This window comes from Streptomyces lanatus, from assembly GCF_014655715.1.
In the GTDB taxonomy this organism is placed as follows: domain Bacteria; phylum Actinomycetota; class Actinomycetes; order Streptomycetales; family Streptomycetaceae; genus Streptomyces; species Streptomyces lanatus.
Map to the genome: position 1 here is coordinate 443,572 of NZ_BNBM01000006.1, position 17,211 is coordinate 460,782.

The 17,211-nt window shown below is 71.1% G+C and carries 15 protein-coding genes, 2 tRNA genes, 1 pseudogene and 1 riboswitch; of the genes and pseudogenes, 12 read left to right on the top strand and 6 right to left on the bottom strand.

Annotation, left to right across the window (positions count from 1 at the left end):
• Window positions 1-9 precede the first annotated feature (9 nt).
• The 4 genes and pseudogenes from IE325_RS19510 (at window position 10) to IE325_RS19520 (ending at window position 2,051) form a co-directional block, all read left to right on the top strand.
• Window positions 10-82, top strand: a tRNA-Lys gene (locus IE325_RS19510).
• A gap of 97 nt (window positions 83-179) precedes the next feature.
• A pseudogene (locus IE325_RS46125) lies at window positions 180-337 on the top strand (tetratricopeptide repeat protein); the annotation flags it as partial.
• 29 nt (window positions 338-366) lie between these two features.
• On the top strand, window positions 367-765 hold the full coding sequence (locus tag IE325_RS47050) for an NUDIX domain-containing protein (RefSeq protein WP_350895063.1): 399 nt from the start codon (window positions 367-369) through the stop codon (window positions 763-765).
• A gap of 227 nt (window positions 766-992) precedes the next feature.
• Window positions 993-2,051: an STAS domain-containing protein gene (locus IE325_RS19520; protein ID WP_229911876.1), complete on the top strand. Its 1,059-nt coding sequence runs from the start codon at window positions 993-995 to the stop codon at window positions 2,049-2,051.
• A gap of 792 nt (window positions 2,052-2,843) precedes the next feature.
• On the opposite strand, the gene IE325_RS19525 is transcribed toward IE325_RS19520, so the two are convergent.
• On the bottom strand, window positions 2,844-3,314 hold the full coding sequence (locus tag IE325_RS19525; RefSeq protein ID WP_190071210.1) for a DUF5994 family protein: 471 nt from the start codon (window positions 3,312-3,314) through the stop codon (window positions 2,844-2,846).
• A gap of 175 nt (window positions 3,315-3,489) precedes the next feature.
• On the opposite strand from IE325_RS19525, the gene IE325_RS19530 reads away from it, so the two are divergent.
• Together IE325_RS19530 and IE325_RS19535 are read left to right on the top strand one after the other, a co-directional pair.
• Window positions 3,490-3,741, top strand: a complete 252-nt coding sequence (locus tag IE325_RS19530; RefSeq protein WP_190071211.1) for a hypothetical protein — start codon at window positions 3,490-3,492, stop codon at window positions 3,739-3,741.
• A gap of 156 nt (window positions 3,742-3,897) precedes the next feature.
• Window positions 3,898-4,446 (top strand): DUF5994 family protein, encoded by a 549-nt coding sequence (locus IE325_RS19535; RefSeq protein WP_190071212.1) that lies wholly within the window; start codon window positions 3,898-3,900, stop codon window positions 4,444-4,446.
• Between the two features lie 136 nt (window positions 4,447-4,582).
• On the opposite strand, the gene IE325_RS19540 is transcribed toward IE325_RS19535, so the two are convergent.
• Window positions 4,583-4,981 carry a DUF5994 family protein gene (locus IE325_RS19540; RefSeq protein ID WP_190071213.1) on the bottom strand — a complete coding sequence of 133 codons (399 nt, stop codon included), beginning with the start codon at window positions 4,979-4,981 and terminating at the stop codon, window positions 4,583-4,585.
• A gap of 318 nt (window positions 4,982-5,299) precedes the next feature.
• Between IE325_RS19540 and IE325_RS19545 the strand changes: the two genes are divergently transcribed.
• Window positions 5,300-5,644 carry a hypothetical protein gene (locus tag IE325_RS19545; RefSeq protein WP_190071214.1) on the top strand — a complete coding sequence of 115 codons (345 nt, stop codon included), beginning with the start codon at window positions 5,300-5,302 and terminating at the stop codon, window positions 5,642-5,644.
• A gap of 157 nt (window positions 5,645-5,801) precedes the next feature.
• On the opposite strand, the gene IE325_RS19550 is transcribed toward IE325_RS19545, so the two are convergent.
• Window positions 5,802-6,887 (bottom strand): hypothetical protein, encoded by a 1,086-nt coding sequence (locus IE325_RS19550; RefSeq protein WP_308437667.1) that lies wholly within the window; start codon window positions 6,885-6,887, stop codon window positions 5,802-5,804.
• A 204-nt stretch (window positions 6,888-7,091) separates the two neighbouring features.
• On the opposite strand from IE325_RS19550, the gene IE325_RS19555 reads away from it, so the two are divergent.
• Window positions 7,092-10,373, top strand: a complete 3,282-nt coding sequence (locus IE325_RS19555) for a S8 family serine peptidase (RefSeq protein WP_190071215.1) — start codon at window positions 7,092-7,094, stop codon at window positions 10,371-10,373.
• Between the two features lie 62 nt (window positions 10,374-10,435).
• On the opposite strand, the gene IE325_RS19560 is transcribed toward IE325_RS19555, so the two are convergent.
• Together IE325_RS19560 and IE325_RS19565 are read right to left on the bottom strand one after the other, a co-directional pair.
• The gene (locus IE325_RS19560) at window positions 10,436-11,080 is read right to left on the bottom strand and encodes a GTP cyclohydrolase II (RefSeq protein ID WP_190071216.1); all 645 of its coding nucleotides are present in this window, start codon (window positions 11,078-11,080) and stop codon (window positions 10,436-10,438) included.
• Between the two features lie 94 nt (window positions 11,081-11,174).
• Window positions 11,175-11,729 carry a MarR family winged helix-turn-helix transcriptional regulator gene (locus IE325_RS19565; protein ID WP_190071217.1) on the bottom strand — a complete coding sequence of 185 codons (555 nt, stop codon included), beginning with the start codon at window positions 11,727-11,729 and terminating at the stop codon, window positions 11,175-11,177.
• Window positions 11,730-11,813: 84 nt separating this feature from the next.
• On the opposite strand from IE325_RS19565, the gene IE325_RS19570 reads away from it, so the two are divergent.
• The 4 genes from IE325_RS19570 (at window position 11,814) to IE325_RS19585 (ending at window position 15,718) form a co-directional block, all read left to right on the top strand.
• Entirely contained in the window at window positions 11,814-12,947 is a 1,134-nt protein-coding gene (locus IE325_RS19570) for a dihydrofolate reductase family protein (protein WP_190071218.1), read from the top strand.
• Between the two features lie 69 nt (window positions 12,948-13,016).
• Window positions 13,017-13,090, top strand: a tRNA-Met gene (locus IE325_RS19575).
• Window positions 13,091-13,200: 110 nt separating this feature from the next.
• Window positions 13,201-14,286: a PP2C family protein-serine/threonine phosphatase gene (locus tag IE325_RS19580; protein WP_229911877.1), complete on the top strand. Its 1,086-nt coding sequence runs from the start codon at window positions 13,201-13,203 to the stop codon at window positions 14,284-14,286.
• Between the two features lie 234 nt (window positions 14,287-14,520).
• Window positions 14,521-14,678: riboswitch (cyclic di-AMP (ydaO/yuaA leader) on the top strand.
• Between the two features lie 11 nt (window positions 14,679-14,689).
• Window positions 14,690-15,718 (top strand): M23 family metallopeptidase, encoded by a 1,029-nt coding sequence (locus IE325_RS19585; protein WP_190071220.1) that lies wholly within the window; start codon window positions 14,690-14,692, stop codon window positions 15,716-15,718.
• A 126-nt stretch (window positions 15,719-15,844) separates the two neighbouring features.
• Here IE325_RS19585 and IE325_RS19590 read toward each other — a convergent pair whose 3' ends face one another.
• Window positions 15,845-17,179 (bottom strand): PrsW family intramembrane metalloprotease, encoded by a 1,335-nt coding sequence (locus IE325_RS19590; RefSeq protein ID WP_190071221.1) that lies wholly within the window; start codon window positions 17,177-17,179, stop codon window positions 15,845-15,847.
• Window positions 17,180-17,211 lie beyond the last annotated feature (32 nt).

Genomic DNA, 17,211 nt, shown 5'->3' on the forward strand with positions numbered 1-17,211 from the left:
ACATCGCTTGGGCCCTTAGCTCAATTGGCAGAGCAGTGGACTTTTAATCCATTGGTTGTGGGTTCGAGTCCCACAGGGCCTACCGGTGGTAGGCGGGGGATATGCTCTCTGACCTGCTACGCAGCGTCCGGGTCGGCTTCAGTCGGCTCGGGCGCTGATTCGTAGTCGCGGTGTCAGAGGAGCCCGATCCGCTTCTGGCCGCCGCCGACCTGGGCCGTGCTGATGTCGAGCGCCGTGCTGGTTCGCCGCCGTGGCCCTCTTCACCACAGCCGGCGTGGCCATACCACTCCTCTACGACCACGAAGCCACCACCCGCATGCTGCGCCCGACGACCGGTCCAAGGCCTGGCCGCCCGCCCTTGACTCCATGACCCTGCTGGTCGCCGCCATCATCGTCCACGACCAGGCCACCAACCGCGTCGTCCTCCTCCAGCGCAGCAAGAACGCCAGGTTCGCCCAGGGCATGTGGGACCTTCCCGTCGGCAAGAGCGAACCCGGCGAGCCCATCACGGAAATGGCAGTGCGCGAGCTGTGCGAGGAGACCTCCTCACCGTCGTCCTCACCGCCCGCGATGGGACCGGCGAACTCGAGAACCGCGAGCCGCGCAAGGCACGAGCGGGAAACACATAGAGCCGCGGCAGCTTGCGGAAGCGGTCGGTGGAAACCCGGTGAGCGTGGGGTTCGGCAGTGTGCCCCTCGGGTGGACCGTCTGCCCGGATGTCGTCTCCATGAGCCGCTCGGCAGGCGGTGCGCTCGTTTCGGGTGAGCCCGTTCGGCGCTGTGGGTCGGGGCGGCCGGCGACGTACGGTGAAGAGACCGAGGGCATCACGCACTCCGGTACTCGTGCCGGAGTCGTCCTCGGCGAGAGACGAACCCCGGACCGCTCGACCGGGCGGTGCGGAGACGGGCCGGCATCATGTCCGCCGCGATCGGAGCACGTCCGCTGTCCGCCCTGGGCGATGAGCTTCCCGGCCGGGGGGCGGTGTGAGGGCTGTGCAGCGACTGGACATCCACCGCCGTGACCGGGGGGAGCGGGCCCTCGTCACGCTCACCGGTGAGATCGGGCCGGGGACGGTGCCCCTGCTCCGGGCCGCACTGGAGCAGTGCCTGCGCGACGGGGTGACCGTCATCGACGTCGACCTCACCACCGTCGGCTCCTGCGACGCCAAGGGCCTGGATGTCTTCCTGACGACGTCGAGGCGGGCCGACCGGGTGCATGCCTCTTTGTGGCTGCACCACCCGTGCGTGCAGATCAGCCGTCTCCTCGACGTCACGGGAGCCGCGTCCCGGCTCCTCGCAGACCCGGCACATCCCGTGCCCCCCGCCGTGCTGCGCGAACTGCTGGACGTGGCTGCGGCGGGTCCTGCGGCCGGCGGCACGCGGACGACGGGCGACCAGGCCCGTGCGCCGGCCGTCAAGGACGGGATCCGCCTGCGTCGGCTGACTCGTCAGCAGGCGGAGGGGATGACCGAGGAGATCGCCGACCTGGTGGTGACGTCAGGTGTGGGCTCTTCCGGGAAGGCGTGCCACGAGCGGGGTGACTTCCTGTGGCGGCTGGCTGCCAGCGCCCGGCGGCCCGGCTTCGCGTTGCTGGTCGCCGAGACGACGGTGCTGGTGGGCTGTTCCTTCGGTTTTCCGGTGGGCCCTGGTGCTGGGTCCGAGCAGAGTTTGCAGGAGAGCGTCCAACGGATCACCGGCTGTGCCCGGTTCCTGCTCCTCACCCAGGTCGTGGCGCCTCAGCACCCCCAGCACCGCGACATTGCCCGGCGCCTGCAACAGCGCCTGCTGGCCGATCGGCACGTTGCACTCGGAGTCGCCCTGCTCCGTCCGGCCGACGATGCCGGACAAGCCGTTTACGAGTCCTGGGACTGGCTGAACCAAGGAGACATGGTCGGGTTGCCGGGTGGGGGCACTCCCTGCCTGCTGACCCTGTCCCGGGAAAGCGAACTCCGGTTACCCGGGCCTCGGACCGCCGTGCCCGGCGTTGCCTCCGAGCCACCGAGACCACGCCGGACGCCCGGGCAGCGTGACGGAGCCGTTCTCGGCGAGTGACGCCCGAGGGCAGTACTGGGCTGCCGTGGACGGACTCACGTCCCGTCGGCGAACCGGCTGCCGAGACCGGGGCGCCGACGTTGCTGATCACCACCGGACGTCCCAGGGCGGGTGCCTGGGCGAGTGCGATGTCGTCGCCGAGGCGGAGGGGCGTGGTCTGGAACAGGTCGAGCGCGCCGACCACGCGGTGGCGCAGCCGTTGTGGGGTGGCGTGTGTCACGTACCCGCCTCGCGGGCCCGCGGCGAAGTGCGGCCGGCCCGCGGTCGCGTCCGGGCACGTCAGGTCGATGTCGGTCCGCGCGGCGCCGGTGCGGTAGCACTCCACGCACGGGCCCCGGTCGGGATGGAGCGCGAACAGCTCCAGCAACCGGGTGTGTTCGTCCAAGGCGGCGATGATCCGCAGGTCCCCGCGCCCGTCCGCGAGCCCGCAGCCGCAGCAGGGCGACCTCCACGGACACGACCAGTCAGATACTGACCATCCCCGTGGCCTGATGGACGGCCGCGCGGCGCAACTCCGACGACCACTGCGGGAACAGCCCGAACCCGGGCATGTTCCTGTTCCGGCCCTCGCGGGGAGCCCTGTTCAGGATGGCGCCGGTCAGCGCGTCCGGCGGAGCGGCGGAGCACCTCCGTCGACAACGCCTTCGTCGCGTTCCGGTCGTACGCCCGCGCCCGCCACCTGCGCCCGGCGGACCCGCCACAGGGATCATCCCGGGCGGCTTCGACACCACGGCCACGGACATCCCCGCACCGGCGCCGGACCGGCCCGAGGACCGCCGCGGCTGACCCCTCTCACGTCCCGCTACCGGTATCGACGAGGATCTGCGCGGCCTGCGTGACGTTGTCGGCGCGGACCGCCTCGGCCATGGCGGCGCGGGCGGCGTCGGGCGTCGCGTGCGGCGGGACCACGAGGAGGGAGAAGAGATCCCGCTCGTTCCGTGTGATGAGGACGGTGTCGTCGCCGACCGGAGACGAATCGATGTGGACGACACGGCCGTCGACGGTCATCCGCGTCGGTAGTTCCTCCCAGGCGTCGGCGTCCAGGCCGACGCGCGTGATGGGCCCGAGGTATCCGGTGAGCGCGGTGATCAGGGCGGGAAGTTCGGCGGAGATGTCACGGGAGCGCGGCCACCACGCCCCGTCCAGCACTCCCTGGCGGTCGTGTGTCGTCTCCAGTCGTACGACGGCCGTGCCGGGCCGCACAGCCTGGTGGACGGCGTCCGGCAGGAGCCTGGTCACCTGCGGGGAGTGGGAGTCGGGCATCGCTCTCGCCTGCCTGCCGGGGACGGAGGAACGGCGTGGCTTCCTCGTTTCACGGTACTCCCCGGCGGACGGCGGAAGGGAAGCCCGAGGGGCATCCGCGAGGGCTGTGGGACACACCGGGGTAGAGTGAGAGAACCGGTCCCTCTCTGCCGGGCCATCGAGTTCCGAGGTCGCCATGCAGCCCATGGAAGCGCCCCGGGGCGGGTACGCCGAGGTCCGTATCGTCGCCGACTCGCCCGAGGCCGCACGTCGGGTCGCGGAGGCTCTCCGACGCTGCTTCGCCGCCACCGAGCAGCGCAGCTATCCCGCCGGTGTCGACGGGGGAACGCGCCTCGACCTCACTGTGGACACCTCCCGCCCGGCAGAACCGGCACGGTCGTGGCTGGAGAGCAGCCGGCCCGAAGAGAGCACCCGTCGGCGGAACTGAGCCGGGGGCAGGGAACGGTCCACCCGACCCCTTCGGGGAGTAGCGTGAAGGCATCGGGAGCACTCCGCACACCGGCTCCGATGCCGGTGCCGTTCCTGGTGAGCGACGACACCGGACGGCTGTGCTGACGCAGGGTCCGGAGACGGGTCTTGCGTAATGTGCGCGACCATCCCTCTTCCTCCGCCGCGGGCCGTTCCCTTCAGGGCCCCGACCGCGCGCCTCGCGCTGAAGTCCGAGAGCCCTTCCGGTGGGCCCGCCGACCTGGACGGCGCCTGGTGGCCCCGCTCACGCGACCTGCCGGCCGAACTCTCCGCGCTGGCGGACGTGCTGGATCCGCTGTGGGGACGGATCACCCGAGTGGCCGTCAGCACCCGGCACTGGCCGATCCTCCCGTCCAGGGTCGTCGTCAACGGCCATGTGGTGAGGGTCGGTTGGTTCACGGCGGAGCTGGATCCGCACGCGATCCTTCTGCAGTCCTCCACGGCGGGCCGCTGGAACCTCCTGGTGATCCCTCCGGAGAGCGGTGCCCCCTCGGCCGCCCGGCTGCTGGCGGCCGCGAGTGCGGACACCGGCCGGCCGACGACCGCGACCACGCTCATGACGGCGGAACGGGCCCGTGGTGCAGGCCCGGAGGCCGGAAAGAGCGGGAGTGGCAGGGCTTTCTCGTCGCCCGGCGTGAACCAGCAGCACGCCGTGGGGGTGTGAACGCCGTGTTCGCCGCCCTGACCGTCAGCGCTCCGCTGATCCTGGTGGTCGTCGCGACCCGCCTGGTTCTCCGGTTCGAAGCACAACGCGCGGAACTCACCGACCGCCAGGGCCGCGAGGTACGCGGCGGGTCGCGTCACACATCACCGTCGGCCGCGGCCGCCATGAGCGGTCCCGCGGCCTCCTCGGTCGTGTCGGGGGCCACGACCACCAGATCCCAGCGCCCCTGGCCGGGAGTGAGTAGGACGATGGTGTGAGGGGCGGATGGCGCGAGGTTCCTGCGCAGTCGTAGGACCTGGTTGGCGACGAGCATCCGGCCGGGTCCGGCGGGCCAGGTCGCCCCGTTGACGGTGACGCTGGTGATGTGGCCCCACGTACGCGGCAACCCGGCGAGCAGCCGGGGAAGTTCGGCGAGCAGGTCGTACGACCGGGGCCACCATGCTCCGTCGATGGGCCTCGGCAGGTTGCCGCGGGGTGCCAGTCGAAGGCGCAGGAGAGGATGAGAGGGAGGCGGCGGTTGCAGTGCGGTGGCCATGGGGGCTCCTGCCGGCGAAAGGTACACGGATGAGTGGGAGGCGGATGCCGACGGCCACAGGTCGGGGCCCCGGGCTGTCCCTGAGGACGGGTGGCGTGCGGTGGAAGGAGCGTGGTCTGGTGGACTCACCGGAACACGAGGACCGGAACACGAGAGGGCGTTCCTGAGCCGGTCCGGGTTTCGGCGTACGAAAGGTCCTCGTCTCCTTCACCGTACTCCCGCCTGTGCAACAACCGCGGCTGCTCGCAAGCGGCATCGTGCTGATCGCACTGACACAGGCCGATGTCCGCACGACGCAAAGGAAAGTGGTACTCGACGATGTACGACCAGACACGCGCCCAACAGCCCGCGGACCAGCCCCGCGACGTCACGGGACACCGTGCCCCCGGCCAGGCACCGCTGATCCCTTCGGACGCGAGGGCCAAGATCGTCCGGCGCCTCGGGCGGGCCGTCAACACGTTCCCCGACGCCCCGCGTGAGTCACTGGAGGAAGCCGAGGGCGCCTTCGACGACGCCACCGCCCAGCTCATGGACGTCCTCGCCGAACAGCGACGTACCCTCCGCGAGGGCTGGCAGGACCAGGACCCCGAAACGCGGGCCGCCGAACTCCACCAGGCGTTGAGGCAGTACCGGGAGATCACCCAGCGCCTGCTGCACCTCTGAACGACGACGTCGACAGTGCTGTTCAGTCGGCCTTCCTGCGTGAGCGCATCGGTTGTGGGTTCGAGTCCCACAGGGCCTACCGGTGCGGGGAAGGGGAAACCCCTTCTGACCTGCTACGCAGCGCCTGATTCGGCTTCGGTCGGGTCGGGCGCTGCTTCTAACTCCTCCACCGCACCCCGTGCCGCCGCCGCAACCGGTGAACCTCCCACCAGGCCACCGCCGTCACCGACACCGGGCCGCCCAGGAACGCGCAGAGGGCGAGGGGCACCGGGCCGGGTGGGAGGCCGCCCGTCGACAGGCCGAGGAAGGCGAACGTCCAGACCAGGACCGAGGTGACCAGCGCGGGCAGCGCCGTATGCAGGGCGGACAGGTTGAAGGCGTGGCGCAGCGCCGGGCCGGAGGCGAAGCTGAGGAAGAAGATCACCCACCAGAACGGCGCCCAGCACACGAACATCACGGACGCCCAGAGCAGCACGTCGGCGCCGTTGGGCAGCAGACCCATCCCCTCGGCCGCCGCCGTGAACAGCAACGGCACCAGCGTCCAGGCACCGAAGTACCACAGGGCCGACCGGCCGGCAGGCCACAGCCGCGCCCGCATGGCCCGCCGCGCCGCGGACCCGGCCGCGCAGAACAGCAGCGCCACCACCACCGCCGCGGTCAGCAGCGCCAACCAGGGCGCGTACAACAGCCGTAGCAGGAACTGCCCCGGTGCCTCCGCCAGGTCGTCCCAGCCACCGAACACGGCCAGCAACAGCCCCGACATGGCGAGGGCCAGCCAGGCCCGCACCCGCTGGACCCGGAGCACCACGGGATCCTCGACGCGCCCTTCCGGGTGTACGGGGAAGACCCGGCGCGCCATACGGCGGGCCGTACGGGCCAGTTGGTAGCCGACCAGCAGTGGCACGGTCAGCGGCCACAGGCACGGGAGGAACAGCGCCAGCACCACGCCGGGGCGGCGCACCTGCTCCCGGCGCCCCCGCAACACCTCACCCAGCGGCGGCCATTCGTCCTCACGCAGCCGTCGCCACAGCGGCGTGTACGGCCGCGGCCCGCCGTACGTACGGCGCCAGCCCGGGCGGGCGAGGGCGTCGATTCGAAGGGCGTCCCTTCCACGGTCCCGGTAAGGGGCGTGGCCCGGCTCGGACGCGTATCCCGGCGAGTGCGGGCGCTGCTGGCCGAGTTGGGGATCGAGCCTCCCCGGAGGACCTGACGAGCGGAGCCATTCACCCCTCGGGATTGTCACACCCCACCCCGATAAGTCCCCCATGGCACATGGCGAGTTCCCGCCACTCGTCGATCTCCCCGCCGCGAACTATCCGCAGAAATCGGTCCCTTGAGGAAAGCTGGCGATCATCCGGGATCGCATTCCGGACCGCGGCGGTCGAAGGTGCTCTCCCGGCCGGATCCGGCCGCCGACGCCCACGTTCCTTCAGAACCAGGGATCACCATGCCCACCACCCCCCACCCGGCCGCGATATCGGGCGCGAGAACCGCCGCCCGTATCGCCGTGGCCGCAGGACTCGTCGCCGCGCTCGCCGCGGCCGGTCCCCTGCCCCTCGCCCTCGCCGCGGACGGTCCCACCGCCCCCGCGGCCGACCCCGGCGTCAAGTCCGCCCACGACAAGCTCGGTTCGGACGACGCCGACCTCCTGTCCCAGGCCAAGGCGCAGCGCGCCAAGACCGTCACGATGATGATCGCCACCCTCCCGGGGCAGACCGAGAAGGTCGCCCAGGAGCTCGACGCGGTCAAGGGCGGCTCGGTCGGCCGTACCTACGACAAGCTCGGCTATGTACGGGCCACCGTGCCGACCGGCAGGGCCGACTCGGCCATCGCCGAGGCCGCGAAGCTCTCCTCCGTGCAGGCCATCGACCTGCGTGAGGAGATACCCCTGGAGCAGCCGGGCCTCGGCACCGGCGGCAAGTCGAAGACGGCCGCGGTCACTTACCCCGGCCCCGACAAGAACACCCCCGCGAAGAACCCGTACAACCCGTCCTTCGAGACGGGCGCCGTCGATTTCGTGAAGAAGAACCCGAAGGCGGACGGGCGCGGCGTCACCATCGGTGTCCTGGACACCGGCGTCGACCTCGCGAACCCCGCGCTGCAGAAGACCACGACCGGCGAGCGCAAGATCACCGACTGGGTGACCGCCACCGACCCGATCGTGGACGGGGACGGCACCTGGCGGGCGATGACCACCTCGGTCACCGGGCCCTCCTTCACCTACGGCGGCAAGAGCTGGAAGGCCCCCGCGGGCAACCACCTCATCAGCACCTTCCGCGAGGCCGTCACCGCCCAGGGCAAGGTCACGGACGGCGACGCCGACGGCGACGTCAACCGCGACGGCGACACCACCGACGACTGGGGCGTGCTCTACGACCCGGCCACCGGCACGGTCACCGTCGACGTCGATGACGACGGTGACTTCACCGACGACAGCCCCATGAAGCCGTACAAGGACGGCCACCAAGTCGGCCACTTCGGCACCGACAACCCCGCCACCGACATCCCGGAGAGCCAGGACTTCGTGGTGGAGGTCCGCAAGGACGTCCCGATGGACCCGCTGGGCGGCGACTGGGTCGGCAAGAAGGCCGACTTCGTCAACATCGGCCTCACCGCAGGAGCCCACGGCACCCACGTCGCCGGCATCACCGCGGCCCACGGCATGTTCGGCGGCAAGAACATGAACGGCGCCGCCCCCGGCGCCAACGTCGTGTCGTCCCGCGCCTGCATCTTCGGCCCCGGCTGCTCCAGCGTCGCGCTCACCGAGGGCATGATCGACCTCGTCGTCAACCACGGCGTCGACATCGTCAACATGTCCATCGGCGGCCTGCCCCCGCTGAACGACGGCAACAACGCGCGCGCCGAGCTCTACACACGGCTCATCGACACGTACGGCGTGCAGCTCGTGATCTCGGCGGGCAACTCCGGGCCCGGCGCCAACACCATCGGCGACCCGGGTCTCGCCGACAAGGTGATCTCCGTCGGCGCGGGCGTCTCCAAGGAGACCTTCGCCGCCAACTACGGCACCGGTGTGGAGAACAAGTACCAGCTGTTCAACTTCTCCTCGCGCGGGCCTCGTGAGGACGGCGGCTTCACCCCGACCATCGTCGCGCCCGGCTCCGCGGTCAGCACCATCCCGGCCTGGATGCCCGGCGCGCCGATCGCCGAGGCGGGCTGGAAGCTGCCGGCCGGCTACGCCATGTACAACGGCACCTCGATGGCCTCCCCGCAGGCGGCGGGCGCTTCGGCGCTGCTCCTGTCCGCCGCGAAGCAGAAGGGCATCGACCTCACCCCGGCCAAGCTCCGCACCGCGCTGACCTCGACCGCCCATCACATCGAGGGACTCCAGGCGTACGAGGAGGGCTCCGGCCGCATCGACGTCGTCGACGCCTGGAAGGCGATCCGCGCGGGGGCCGACTCCCACGAGTACGCCGTCAAGGCCCCCGTCGACACCGCCCTCGACCAGGCGCTTAAGACACCCGGCTTCGGCACCGGCCTCTACGACCGCGAGGGCGGTCTGAAGGCGGGGCAGAAGAAGTCGTACGACGTCACCGTCACCCGCACCTCCGGCCCCGCCGGTTCGCTCCCGCACACCCTGCGGCTGGCGAACAACAAGGCCCGCACCTTCTCCATCGCGGGCCCGAAGGTGGTCGACCTGCCGCTGAACAAGCCGGTGACGGTCAAGGTGCAGGCCGCGCCCAAGCACGCGGGCATCAAGAGCGCGATCCTCGAGGCGGACGACCCGCGCACGGTCGGCGTCGACGCGCAGATCCTGACGACCGTCGTGGTCTCCACGCCGATCGCGCACACCTTCACCGCCTCCGGCTCGGTGCAGCGCAACAACGTCAAGTCCTACTTCGTCACCGTCCCCGAGGGCACCAAGTCGCTCCAGGTCACGCTCGGCGGCCTGAAGGACGGCAGCAAGACCGCCTTCAGCGCGATCAGCCCGTACGGCGTCCCGGCCGCGGACAACGACCCGAAGACGACGGACATCGCCGCCTACCAGGACCCGCAGCCCGGCGTCTGGGAGATCGAGGTCGACGCGCGCCGTACGTCGGCGCTGCTGGACAACCCCTACAAGCTGGACGCCACCGTGTTCGGCGCCGCCTTCGACCCGGCCGCCGTGAAGGTGCCGGAGGCCAAGGTCGGCAGCCCGATCGCCGCCTCCTGGACGGTGACCAACAAGCTGGCGGCCGTCGAGGGCACACTCAAGGGCGGTGCGCTCGGCTCGTCGAAGACCGCGCGGCCGACGATCGCCGGCGGTGAGACGCACACCAGCAAGGTCGAGGTGCCCGAGGGCACGACCTCGCTGGACGTCGCCATCGGCAACACCGCCGACAAGGGCGCCGACCTCGACCTGTCGGTGTACGACGCCCAGGGCAAGCTCGTCGGCCAGTCCGCCGACGGCGACGCCGAGGAGTCCGTCTCCATCGCCAACCCGGCCGCCGGTACCTACACCGTCGAGGTGGCCGGTTTCGAGGTGCCGTCCGGCTCGACCGCCTACGACTACCGGGACGCGTTCTTCTCCTCCGCGCTCGGCTCGGTCAAGGTCGACGAGTCCACGCCGGTGAAGCTCGGCACCGGCGACTCGGCGAAGGTGTCGGCCGACGTCACCGTGGCACGGGCCGTACCCGAGGGCCGGCAGCTCTTCGGTGAGGTGCGGCTGCTGAACACGCGCGGCACGACCGCGGGTGTGGGCGGGGTGACGATCGAGAAGGTCACACAGTAGATACGACGAAGGGGCGGGCGTCCGATGCCGGGCGCCCGCCCCTTCCGCTTGCCTCCCGGCCGTCAGCCCGCGCTGAGGTTCGCCAGGTCGCCCAGCGGCAGCGTGTGCTGGGTCTGGAGAACCTTCGCCCGGAGGTAGCGGACGTTGTCCGGGGTGGCGAAGACGCCGGTGGGCACCCGGTCGCGGACCTCGATGCCCAGCGTGCGCAACTGCTCCGCCTTGTCGGGGTTGTTGGAGAGCAGGTCCAGCTCGTCGATGCCGAGGGCGGTGAGCATCTGGGCGGCGGCCGTGTAGTCGCGGGCGTCCTCGGGCAGGCCGAGCGCGGCGTTCGCGGCGTAGGTGTCGAGGCCCTGGTCCTGGAGGGCGTACGCGTCGAGCTTGTTGTAGAGGCCGATGCCGCGGCCCTCCTGGCGGAGGTACAGCAGGACGCCGCCGCGTTCGGCGATGCGCTCGACGGCCTCGCGCAGCTGGGGGCCGCAGTCGCAGCGGGCCGAGCCGAAGACATCGCCGGTCAGGCACTCGGAGTGCAGCCGGACCAGCGGGGCGGTGCCGGGGGCCGGGTCGCCGAGGACGACGGCGACATGTTCGAGGCCGTCGGCCAGGCCGTGGAAGGTGACCAGTTCGGCGTCGGCGCTGTAACCGTCCTGGAAGCGCAGCGGGACCCGGACGCGGGCGCGCTGGGTGGCGGCGGCGGTGAAGTCGGGCATGCGGGTTCTCCGGGTTCCGATCGGTACAGCTGCTGCTTCAGATTTGAAGCAGCAGAACCTGATCACGAACCCTACCCCATGCTTTAAATTTGAATCAACCGGATTCTCCGGGAATATCTGTGGGAACTGCCGCCGACGAACAGGGTTTGCTCGACCGCCGTCGCCACGGCACGTCGTCCCCGGTCCCGTGCGCCTCCTCCCCCTGGAAGCCCTCGGTGACCGTCGAGAAGATCTCCTCCAGCTGCTCGACCTGCGCCGGGCTGAGCCGGTCGAACAGCACCTCCCGCACGGTCTCGACATGACCCGGCGCCGCGCTCTCCAGCACCGCCATGCCCTCGTCGGTGAGCGCCGCGATGCTGCCCCGCTTGTCCCAGCGGCAGGTCTCGCGCCCCACCAGACCGTCCTTCTCCAGCCGGCTCACGGCGTATGTCAGCCGGCTGCGCGTGATCTTCAGCCGTTCCGCGAGGTCCGTCATCCGAAGCCGGCGCTCGTCGGCCTCGGACAAGGTGGACAGGATGGAGTAATACATGTGAGGCATGCCGGCCTCCTGCTGGAGCTGCCGGTCCAGCGCGTCCTCCACGAGGTGGGCGGCGCCGATGTACGCGCGCCAGGCGCGCTGCTCCTCGGGGGTGAGCCAGCGAGTCGTCATGCCTCCAGTGTAGGTTTGTTTCAAACTTGAACCAAGCCCCGTCTTGTCCCGGTCCCACTCCGGCCCCGAAAGGGAGCGCGCCGCATGCCGTCGTACCCCTACGTCCTGCTCTCCGCCGCCGTCTCCCTGGACGGCTACCTCGACGACACCACCCCCGAGCGCCTGCTCCTGTCCGGCCCGGCCGACTTCGACCGGGTCGACGAGGTACGGGCGTCCGTGGACGCGATCCTGATCGGCGCCGGCACGATCCGCGCGGACAACCCGCGGCTGCTGGTGAACTCGGCGGAGCGACGCGCGGCCCGGGTGGCGGCCGGGAAGCCGGAGTATCCGCTGAAGGTCACGGTCAGCGCGTCCGGCGAGCTGGATCCCGCGGCGAACTTCTGGCACACGGGTGGCGAGAAGATCGTCTATACGACGGAGAAGGGCGCCGAGCGGCTGCGGCGGACGCCGGTCGCGGCCGATGTCGTAGCCCTGGGCCCCGAGCTGGACTGGCGCGCCCTGCTGGCGCATCTGCGCGAGGTGCGGGGCGTGGAGCGGCTGATGGTCGAGGGCGGCGGCACCATCCACACCCAACTGCTGCGGCAGGGCCTCGCGGACGAGGTGCAGCTGGTGCTTGCGCCCCTGTTCGTCGGGGACCCCGAGGCGCCGCGGCTGTTCGGGCCGGGCGCCTACCAGGGCGGGCGGCTGCGGCTGCTGGAGACGCGGCGCATCGAGGACGTCGTGCTGATGCGCTACGAGCCGACGGCACCCGGCACCGGCACCCTCCCCGCCGCCGCGGACCGGCACTGGCTGGCGCTGGCCTGCGAGCTGGCCGCGCAGTGCCCGCCGTCCGAGACGGCCTTCAGCGTCGGGGCGGTCGTGGTCGCGGCCGACGGGACCGAGCTGGCGCGCGGGTACTCCCGAGAGGGCGACGACCCCGTCGTACACGCCGAGGAGGCGGCCCTGGCGAAGATCGCGCCGGATGATCCGAGGCTGGCCTCCGCGACGGTGTACACCAGCCTGGAGCCGTGCACGCGGCGTGCCTCGCGGCCCGTGCCGTGCGCGGGGCTGATCCTCGCGGCGGGGGTGCGCCGGGTGGTGACGGCCTGGCGGGAGCCGGACACCTTCGTGGCGGGGGCCGACGGCAGCGGGCTGCTGGCCGGGGAGGGCGTGGACGTACTGGTCCTGCCGGAGTACGAGGGGCGGGCCATGGAGCCGAACGCGCACCTGCTCGGGTGACCGAAATGTCCTGGTCAGGGAAACCGATGTGCTTCGGGTCCCGCGGATGGCGTACTATGGAGTCACCGACGCGGGGTGGAGCAGCTCGGTAGCTCGCTGGGCTCATAACCCAGAGGTCGCAGGTTCAAATCCTGTCCCCGCTACTGAAGGCTCAGGGCCCGGAACCAAAGGTTCCGGGCCCTGAGTGTTTCCCCCTTCCTCCGGTCGGCCGCCAGCACTCGCTCCCCGCCCCCGCGTCCGCAACCCTGGTCAGGTGGAGGAACGGCGGATCTCATACGCACGCCGGTTCGTCCGGCTGCTCCCCGCCGTGCTGATCGTCGCCGGTGGCGTCTACGAATACGCCACGCCCTCCGGCTTCACCGGCGCCCCCTTCTTCACCGCCGCGCCCTTGATCGCCGCCCCTCTCTACACGCGCCGAGGCACCGTGCTCACCGGCGTCGCGACCGTCGCCGTACTTCTGGTGCTGCGCGTCACCCTCGGTGGCCTCCCGCGGACGGAGTCGATGACCGAGCTGGTCACCATCGTGGTCGTCTCCGTCCTCGCCGTCCTCATCAACCTCCTCGTCCGCCGGAGCGACGAGCGCCTCGCCTCCGTCCGTGAGATCGCCGAGGCCGCCCAGCGCGCCGTCCTGCCGGAGCCCGCCGAGCGCATCGGCGGTTTCCAGATCGCGGCGCGGTACGAGGCGGCGCAGGAGGGCGCCTCCATCGGCGGTGACCTGTACGCCGTGCAGGACAGCCCGCACGGGGTGCGGGTCGTCGTGGGGGACGTGCGCGGGAAGGGGGTGGGGGCGGTGGGTGCCGTCGCCGTCGTGATCGGGGCCTTTCGGGAGGCCGCCGAGCAGGAGGCCACCCTGGAGGCGGTCGCGCAGCGGCTGGAGCGGGCGCTGGCGCGTGAGCGGACCCGGCGCGAAGGGATCGACTCCCGCGAGGGGTTCACCACCGTCGTCCTCGCCGAACTGCCGCACGGCGACAGCATCGTGCGCCTGGTCAACCGCGGGCACCCCTCGCCCCTGCTGCTGTACGCCGACGGCACCGTACGCCTGCTGCCGGCCACCGAACCGGCGCTCCCGCTCGGCATGAGCGAGCTCGGCACCTGGCCCGACCGCGCCGACGAGGCCGACTTCCCGGCGGGGGCCACGCTGCTGCTGTACACCGACGGCCTGTCCGAGGCGCGGGACGGCAGCGGGCGGTTCTACGACCCCGAGGCGGGCCTCGCCGGGCGCGCCAACGCGCTGCGGGAACCGGCCGCACTACTTGGTGTGCTTTCGGTGGAGGTGCGACGGCACTCAGGTGGAGGGATGGCGGACGACATGGCGCTCATGGCCGTACGCAGACCTTGATCGTCGTCACCAGGGGTGATCGGATGACCCCCCTCCGCATAACAACTGACATACCGTCAATACCTGTGTGGCCCCTGAGCCTTGGCCAACTCGCCCGATTTAGGCCGCTCGTGACCCGTAAGTCCAGGCGAAAATCGTTAATGATCAAGCGGAACAGCTTGGAATCCGCACCCCGCGTCTATTAACGTTCGATAACGCAGCGCGGTCGTCCCAGCCGTCACAAGAGGCGGCTTCCGTGCGCACGCGCCGAGTCCCGCAAGGGAGCCGGGGAACCACCACCCTGGGGTGAATCGCGTGAATACCGCCGGGAAGTCCCGGTTGGTATACGCGCGTAGGAGACCTTCCTGCTCCGAACCCGTCAGCTAACCCGGTAGGCGAGAAGGAAGGAAAGGAGTACGCCCACGTGGCGTCCAACCGGCCTGCTACGCAAGCCCCGTTCGTGCCGAGTCAGCGCAGTACCGACACCTTCGGCTACGACAACTACCGCACCGACGAGGGCCCCTTCGAGGAGTGGAATCCGACCGCGGAGTCCATTCGTCCCACCCGTGGCAGGCACCGTGTCGGCAAGCAGCGCGGCGGCGGACTCGCCCGCAGCTCCACGGTTCTCGGCGTCGGTGTCATAGCCGCCGTCGGCGCGGGCGGCATGGCCAGCGCGAACAGCGGCAAGCCGCCGGTCGCCATCACCATTCCCGACCTGCCGCTGATCTCCGACGACTCCTCCGACGAGCCCGAGAACGCGGCCACCGCGCTCAGCACCATGGGCGAGGCCACCGAGCGGACCACGCAGGGCGGCACCTCCGACGCCGGTGAGGCGCTGCGCAGCCGGATCATCGCGCAGGCCGAGCTCCAGCAGGACCAGATCGACAACAAGGCCGCCGCGGCCGCTGTCGCCGCCGCCGAGAAGGAGGCCGCCGACGCGGCCGCCAAGGCGGAGAAGGAGGCCAAGGCCAAGGCCGCCGCCGCGAAGGCCGCCGCCGAGGAGGAGGCCCGCAAGAAGGCCGAGGCCGAGCGCCTCGCCGAGCTGGCCAAGCAGTACACGCTGCCGACGTCCTCGTACACCATCACCTCGACCTTCGGTCAGGCCGGCGCCTACTGGTCCTCCGGGTACCACACGGGCCTCGACTTCGCCGCCCCCACGGGCACCCTGATCAAGGCGATCCACTCCGGCGAGGTCACCTTCGCGGGCTGGGACGGCTCGTACGGCTACAAGACCGAGATCACCCTCGACGACGGCACCGAGCTCTGGTTCGCGCACCAGTCCTCGATCAGCGTCAGCGTGGGCCAGAAGGTCAACACGGGCGACGTCATCGGCCGCGTCGGCGCCACGGGCAATGTGACCGGCGCCCACCTGCACCTCGAGGTGCACCCCGGCGGCAGCACCAGCGGCATCGACCCGATGGCCTGGCTCCAGGGCAAGGGCCTCACGCCCTGAGGCACCACCTGAACCCCGGCCTCTGAGAGATCTGAGAGAACATCTTCCTCTCCGACCCCCGGCGGTCCTGGCGACGTCCCCCCGACGCCAGGGCTGCCGGTTTTCGGTGTGTGCGCCGGGCGGGCGCTACGACCGGTAGGGGTTGTACACCGGGTACGGCGCCTGCTGCCCGTACGCCTGCCACTGCACGGGCCCGGGCGGCGCCGCGTACCCGTGCCCGTATCCGTACCCGTACCCCGTCCACGCCTGCGCGGCGGCGGCCGCGTGCTGCAGTGCCGGGCGGGCGAACTCCCGGCGCGCCCACAGCTCTTGCAGCAGCTCCCTCTCCCGTACGACGAAGTCCGCGCGGTCCCGTCCGCGGCGCCCCCGGTGCCGTAGGAACGCCAGCGACGTGGCGTAGGCCTCGTACTGCGCCACGGCCCGCGAGGCCGCCCGTCCCCCGTGCTGCCGCGCGTACTGCCGGGCCACCCGGCGATCCCGCATCGAGCCCAGCGCGTACGGCTCGCTCGGCGACAGCCAGCCGGCGGCGACATAGGCGGGCAGTTCCTCGCGCACGGTCCGCAGCTCACGCTGCCGGGTCCAGATCACCAGCCAGGTCAGCAGTCCGAACGCGGGCACCATGAGGGTCGCGTACACGGCGAAGAAGCCGTACTCGCCGAAGGCCGAGGAGCCGTTCCACAGGGCGTGCATGCCCATGCCGAGCAGCAGGCCGAGGAGGGGGAGCAGGGCGCGGCGCACATGCTGGCGGTCGCCGGCCAGGGCCGCGATGCCGAAGCCGATGCCGGTCAGGACGGTGAAGAGCGGATGCGCGAACGGCGACATGATCACGCGGACGAAGAAGGTAGCCGCCGTGACGGAGGCGATGCCGCGGTCGCCGGTCAGCTGATCGGTACCGAAGGCGGTGCCGAGGTAGAGGATGTTCTCGGTGAAGGCGAAACCGGTGGCGGTGACGCCGGCTATGACGACCCCGTCGACGATCCCGGTGAAGTCCCGGCGCCGGAAGAGAAAGACGAGGAGCACGGCCGCGGCCTTCGCCATCTCCTCCACCACGGGCGCTATGACGGTGGCGCCGAGGGTGTCGGCATGCGACGGATCGGCCGTGGCGGTCGCTATCCACTTGGTCGCGAAGCTGTTGGCGACGATCGCTATCAGCGCCGCCGCGCAGGCGCCCCAGGCGAAGGAGAACAGCAGATTGCGCCAGGGCCCTGGCTCGACCCGGTCCAGCCACCGGAACGCGGCGACCAGCAGCGGTACGGGCAGCACGGCGAGCCCGAGCCCGACCAGGAACCCCTCGGTGCCGGTCTGCTCGCGCACCAGGGCGAGGATGACCAGTCCGGAGAGCGCGAGCAGGGTGCTGAGCGCGCCGTAACGCACCCATCGCTTCTGCCACCAGTGCGCGTGCCGCAGTGCGCCGCCGGTGGGACCGGTGGGGTGCGTCGGGTACGGGGGGCAGGTGGCCACGGCATCGACCCTAACGAGGTTGCTGCTGTGCG

Excerpts from the sequence above, each read along its gene's own strand:
- IE325_RS47050 (WP_350895063.1), top strand. The coding sequence starts at position 367 with ATGACCCTGCTGGTCGCCGCCATCATCGTCCACGACCAGGCCACCAAC.
- IE325_RS19525 (WP_190071210.1), bottom strand. The coding sequence starts at position 3,314 with ATGCCCGACTCCCACTCCCCGCAGGTGACCAGGCTCCTGCCGGACGCC.
- IE325_RS19530 (WP_190071211.1), top strand. The coding sequence starts at position 3,490 with ATGCAGCCCATGGAAGCGCCCCGGGGCGGGTACGCCGAGGTCCGTATC.
- IE325_RS19535 (WP_190071212.1), top strand. The coding sequence starts at position 3,898 with ATGTGCGCGACCATCCCTCTTCCTCCGCCGCGGGCCGTTCCCTTCAGG.
- IE325_RS19540 (WP_190071213.1), bottom strand. The coding sequence starts at position 4,981 with ATGGCCACCGCACTGCAACCGCCGCCTCCCTCTCATCCTCTCCTGCGC.
- IE325_RS19545 (WP_190071214.1), top strand. The coding sequence starts at position 5,300 with ATGTACGACCAGACACGCGCCCAACAGCCCGCGGACCAGCCCCGCGAC.
- IE325_RS19555 (WP_190071215.1), top strand. The coding sequence starts at position 7,092 with ATGCCCACCACCCCCCACCCGGCCGCGATATCGGGCGCGAGAACCGCC.
- IE325_RS19560 (WP_190071216.1), bottom strand. The coding sequence starts at position 11,080 with ATGCCCGACTTCACCGCCGCCGCCACCCAGCGCGCCCGCGTCCGGGTC.
- IE325_RS19565 (WP_190071217.1), bottom strand. The coding sequence starts at position 11,729 with ATGACGACTCGCTGGCTCACCCCCGAGGAGCAGCGCGCCTGGCGCGCG.
- IE325_RS19570 (WP_190071218.1), top strand. The coding sequence starts at position 11,814 with ATGCCGTCGTACCCCTACGTCCTGCTCTCCGCCGCCGTCTCCCTGGAC.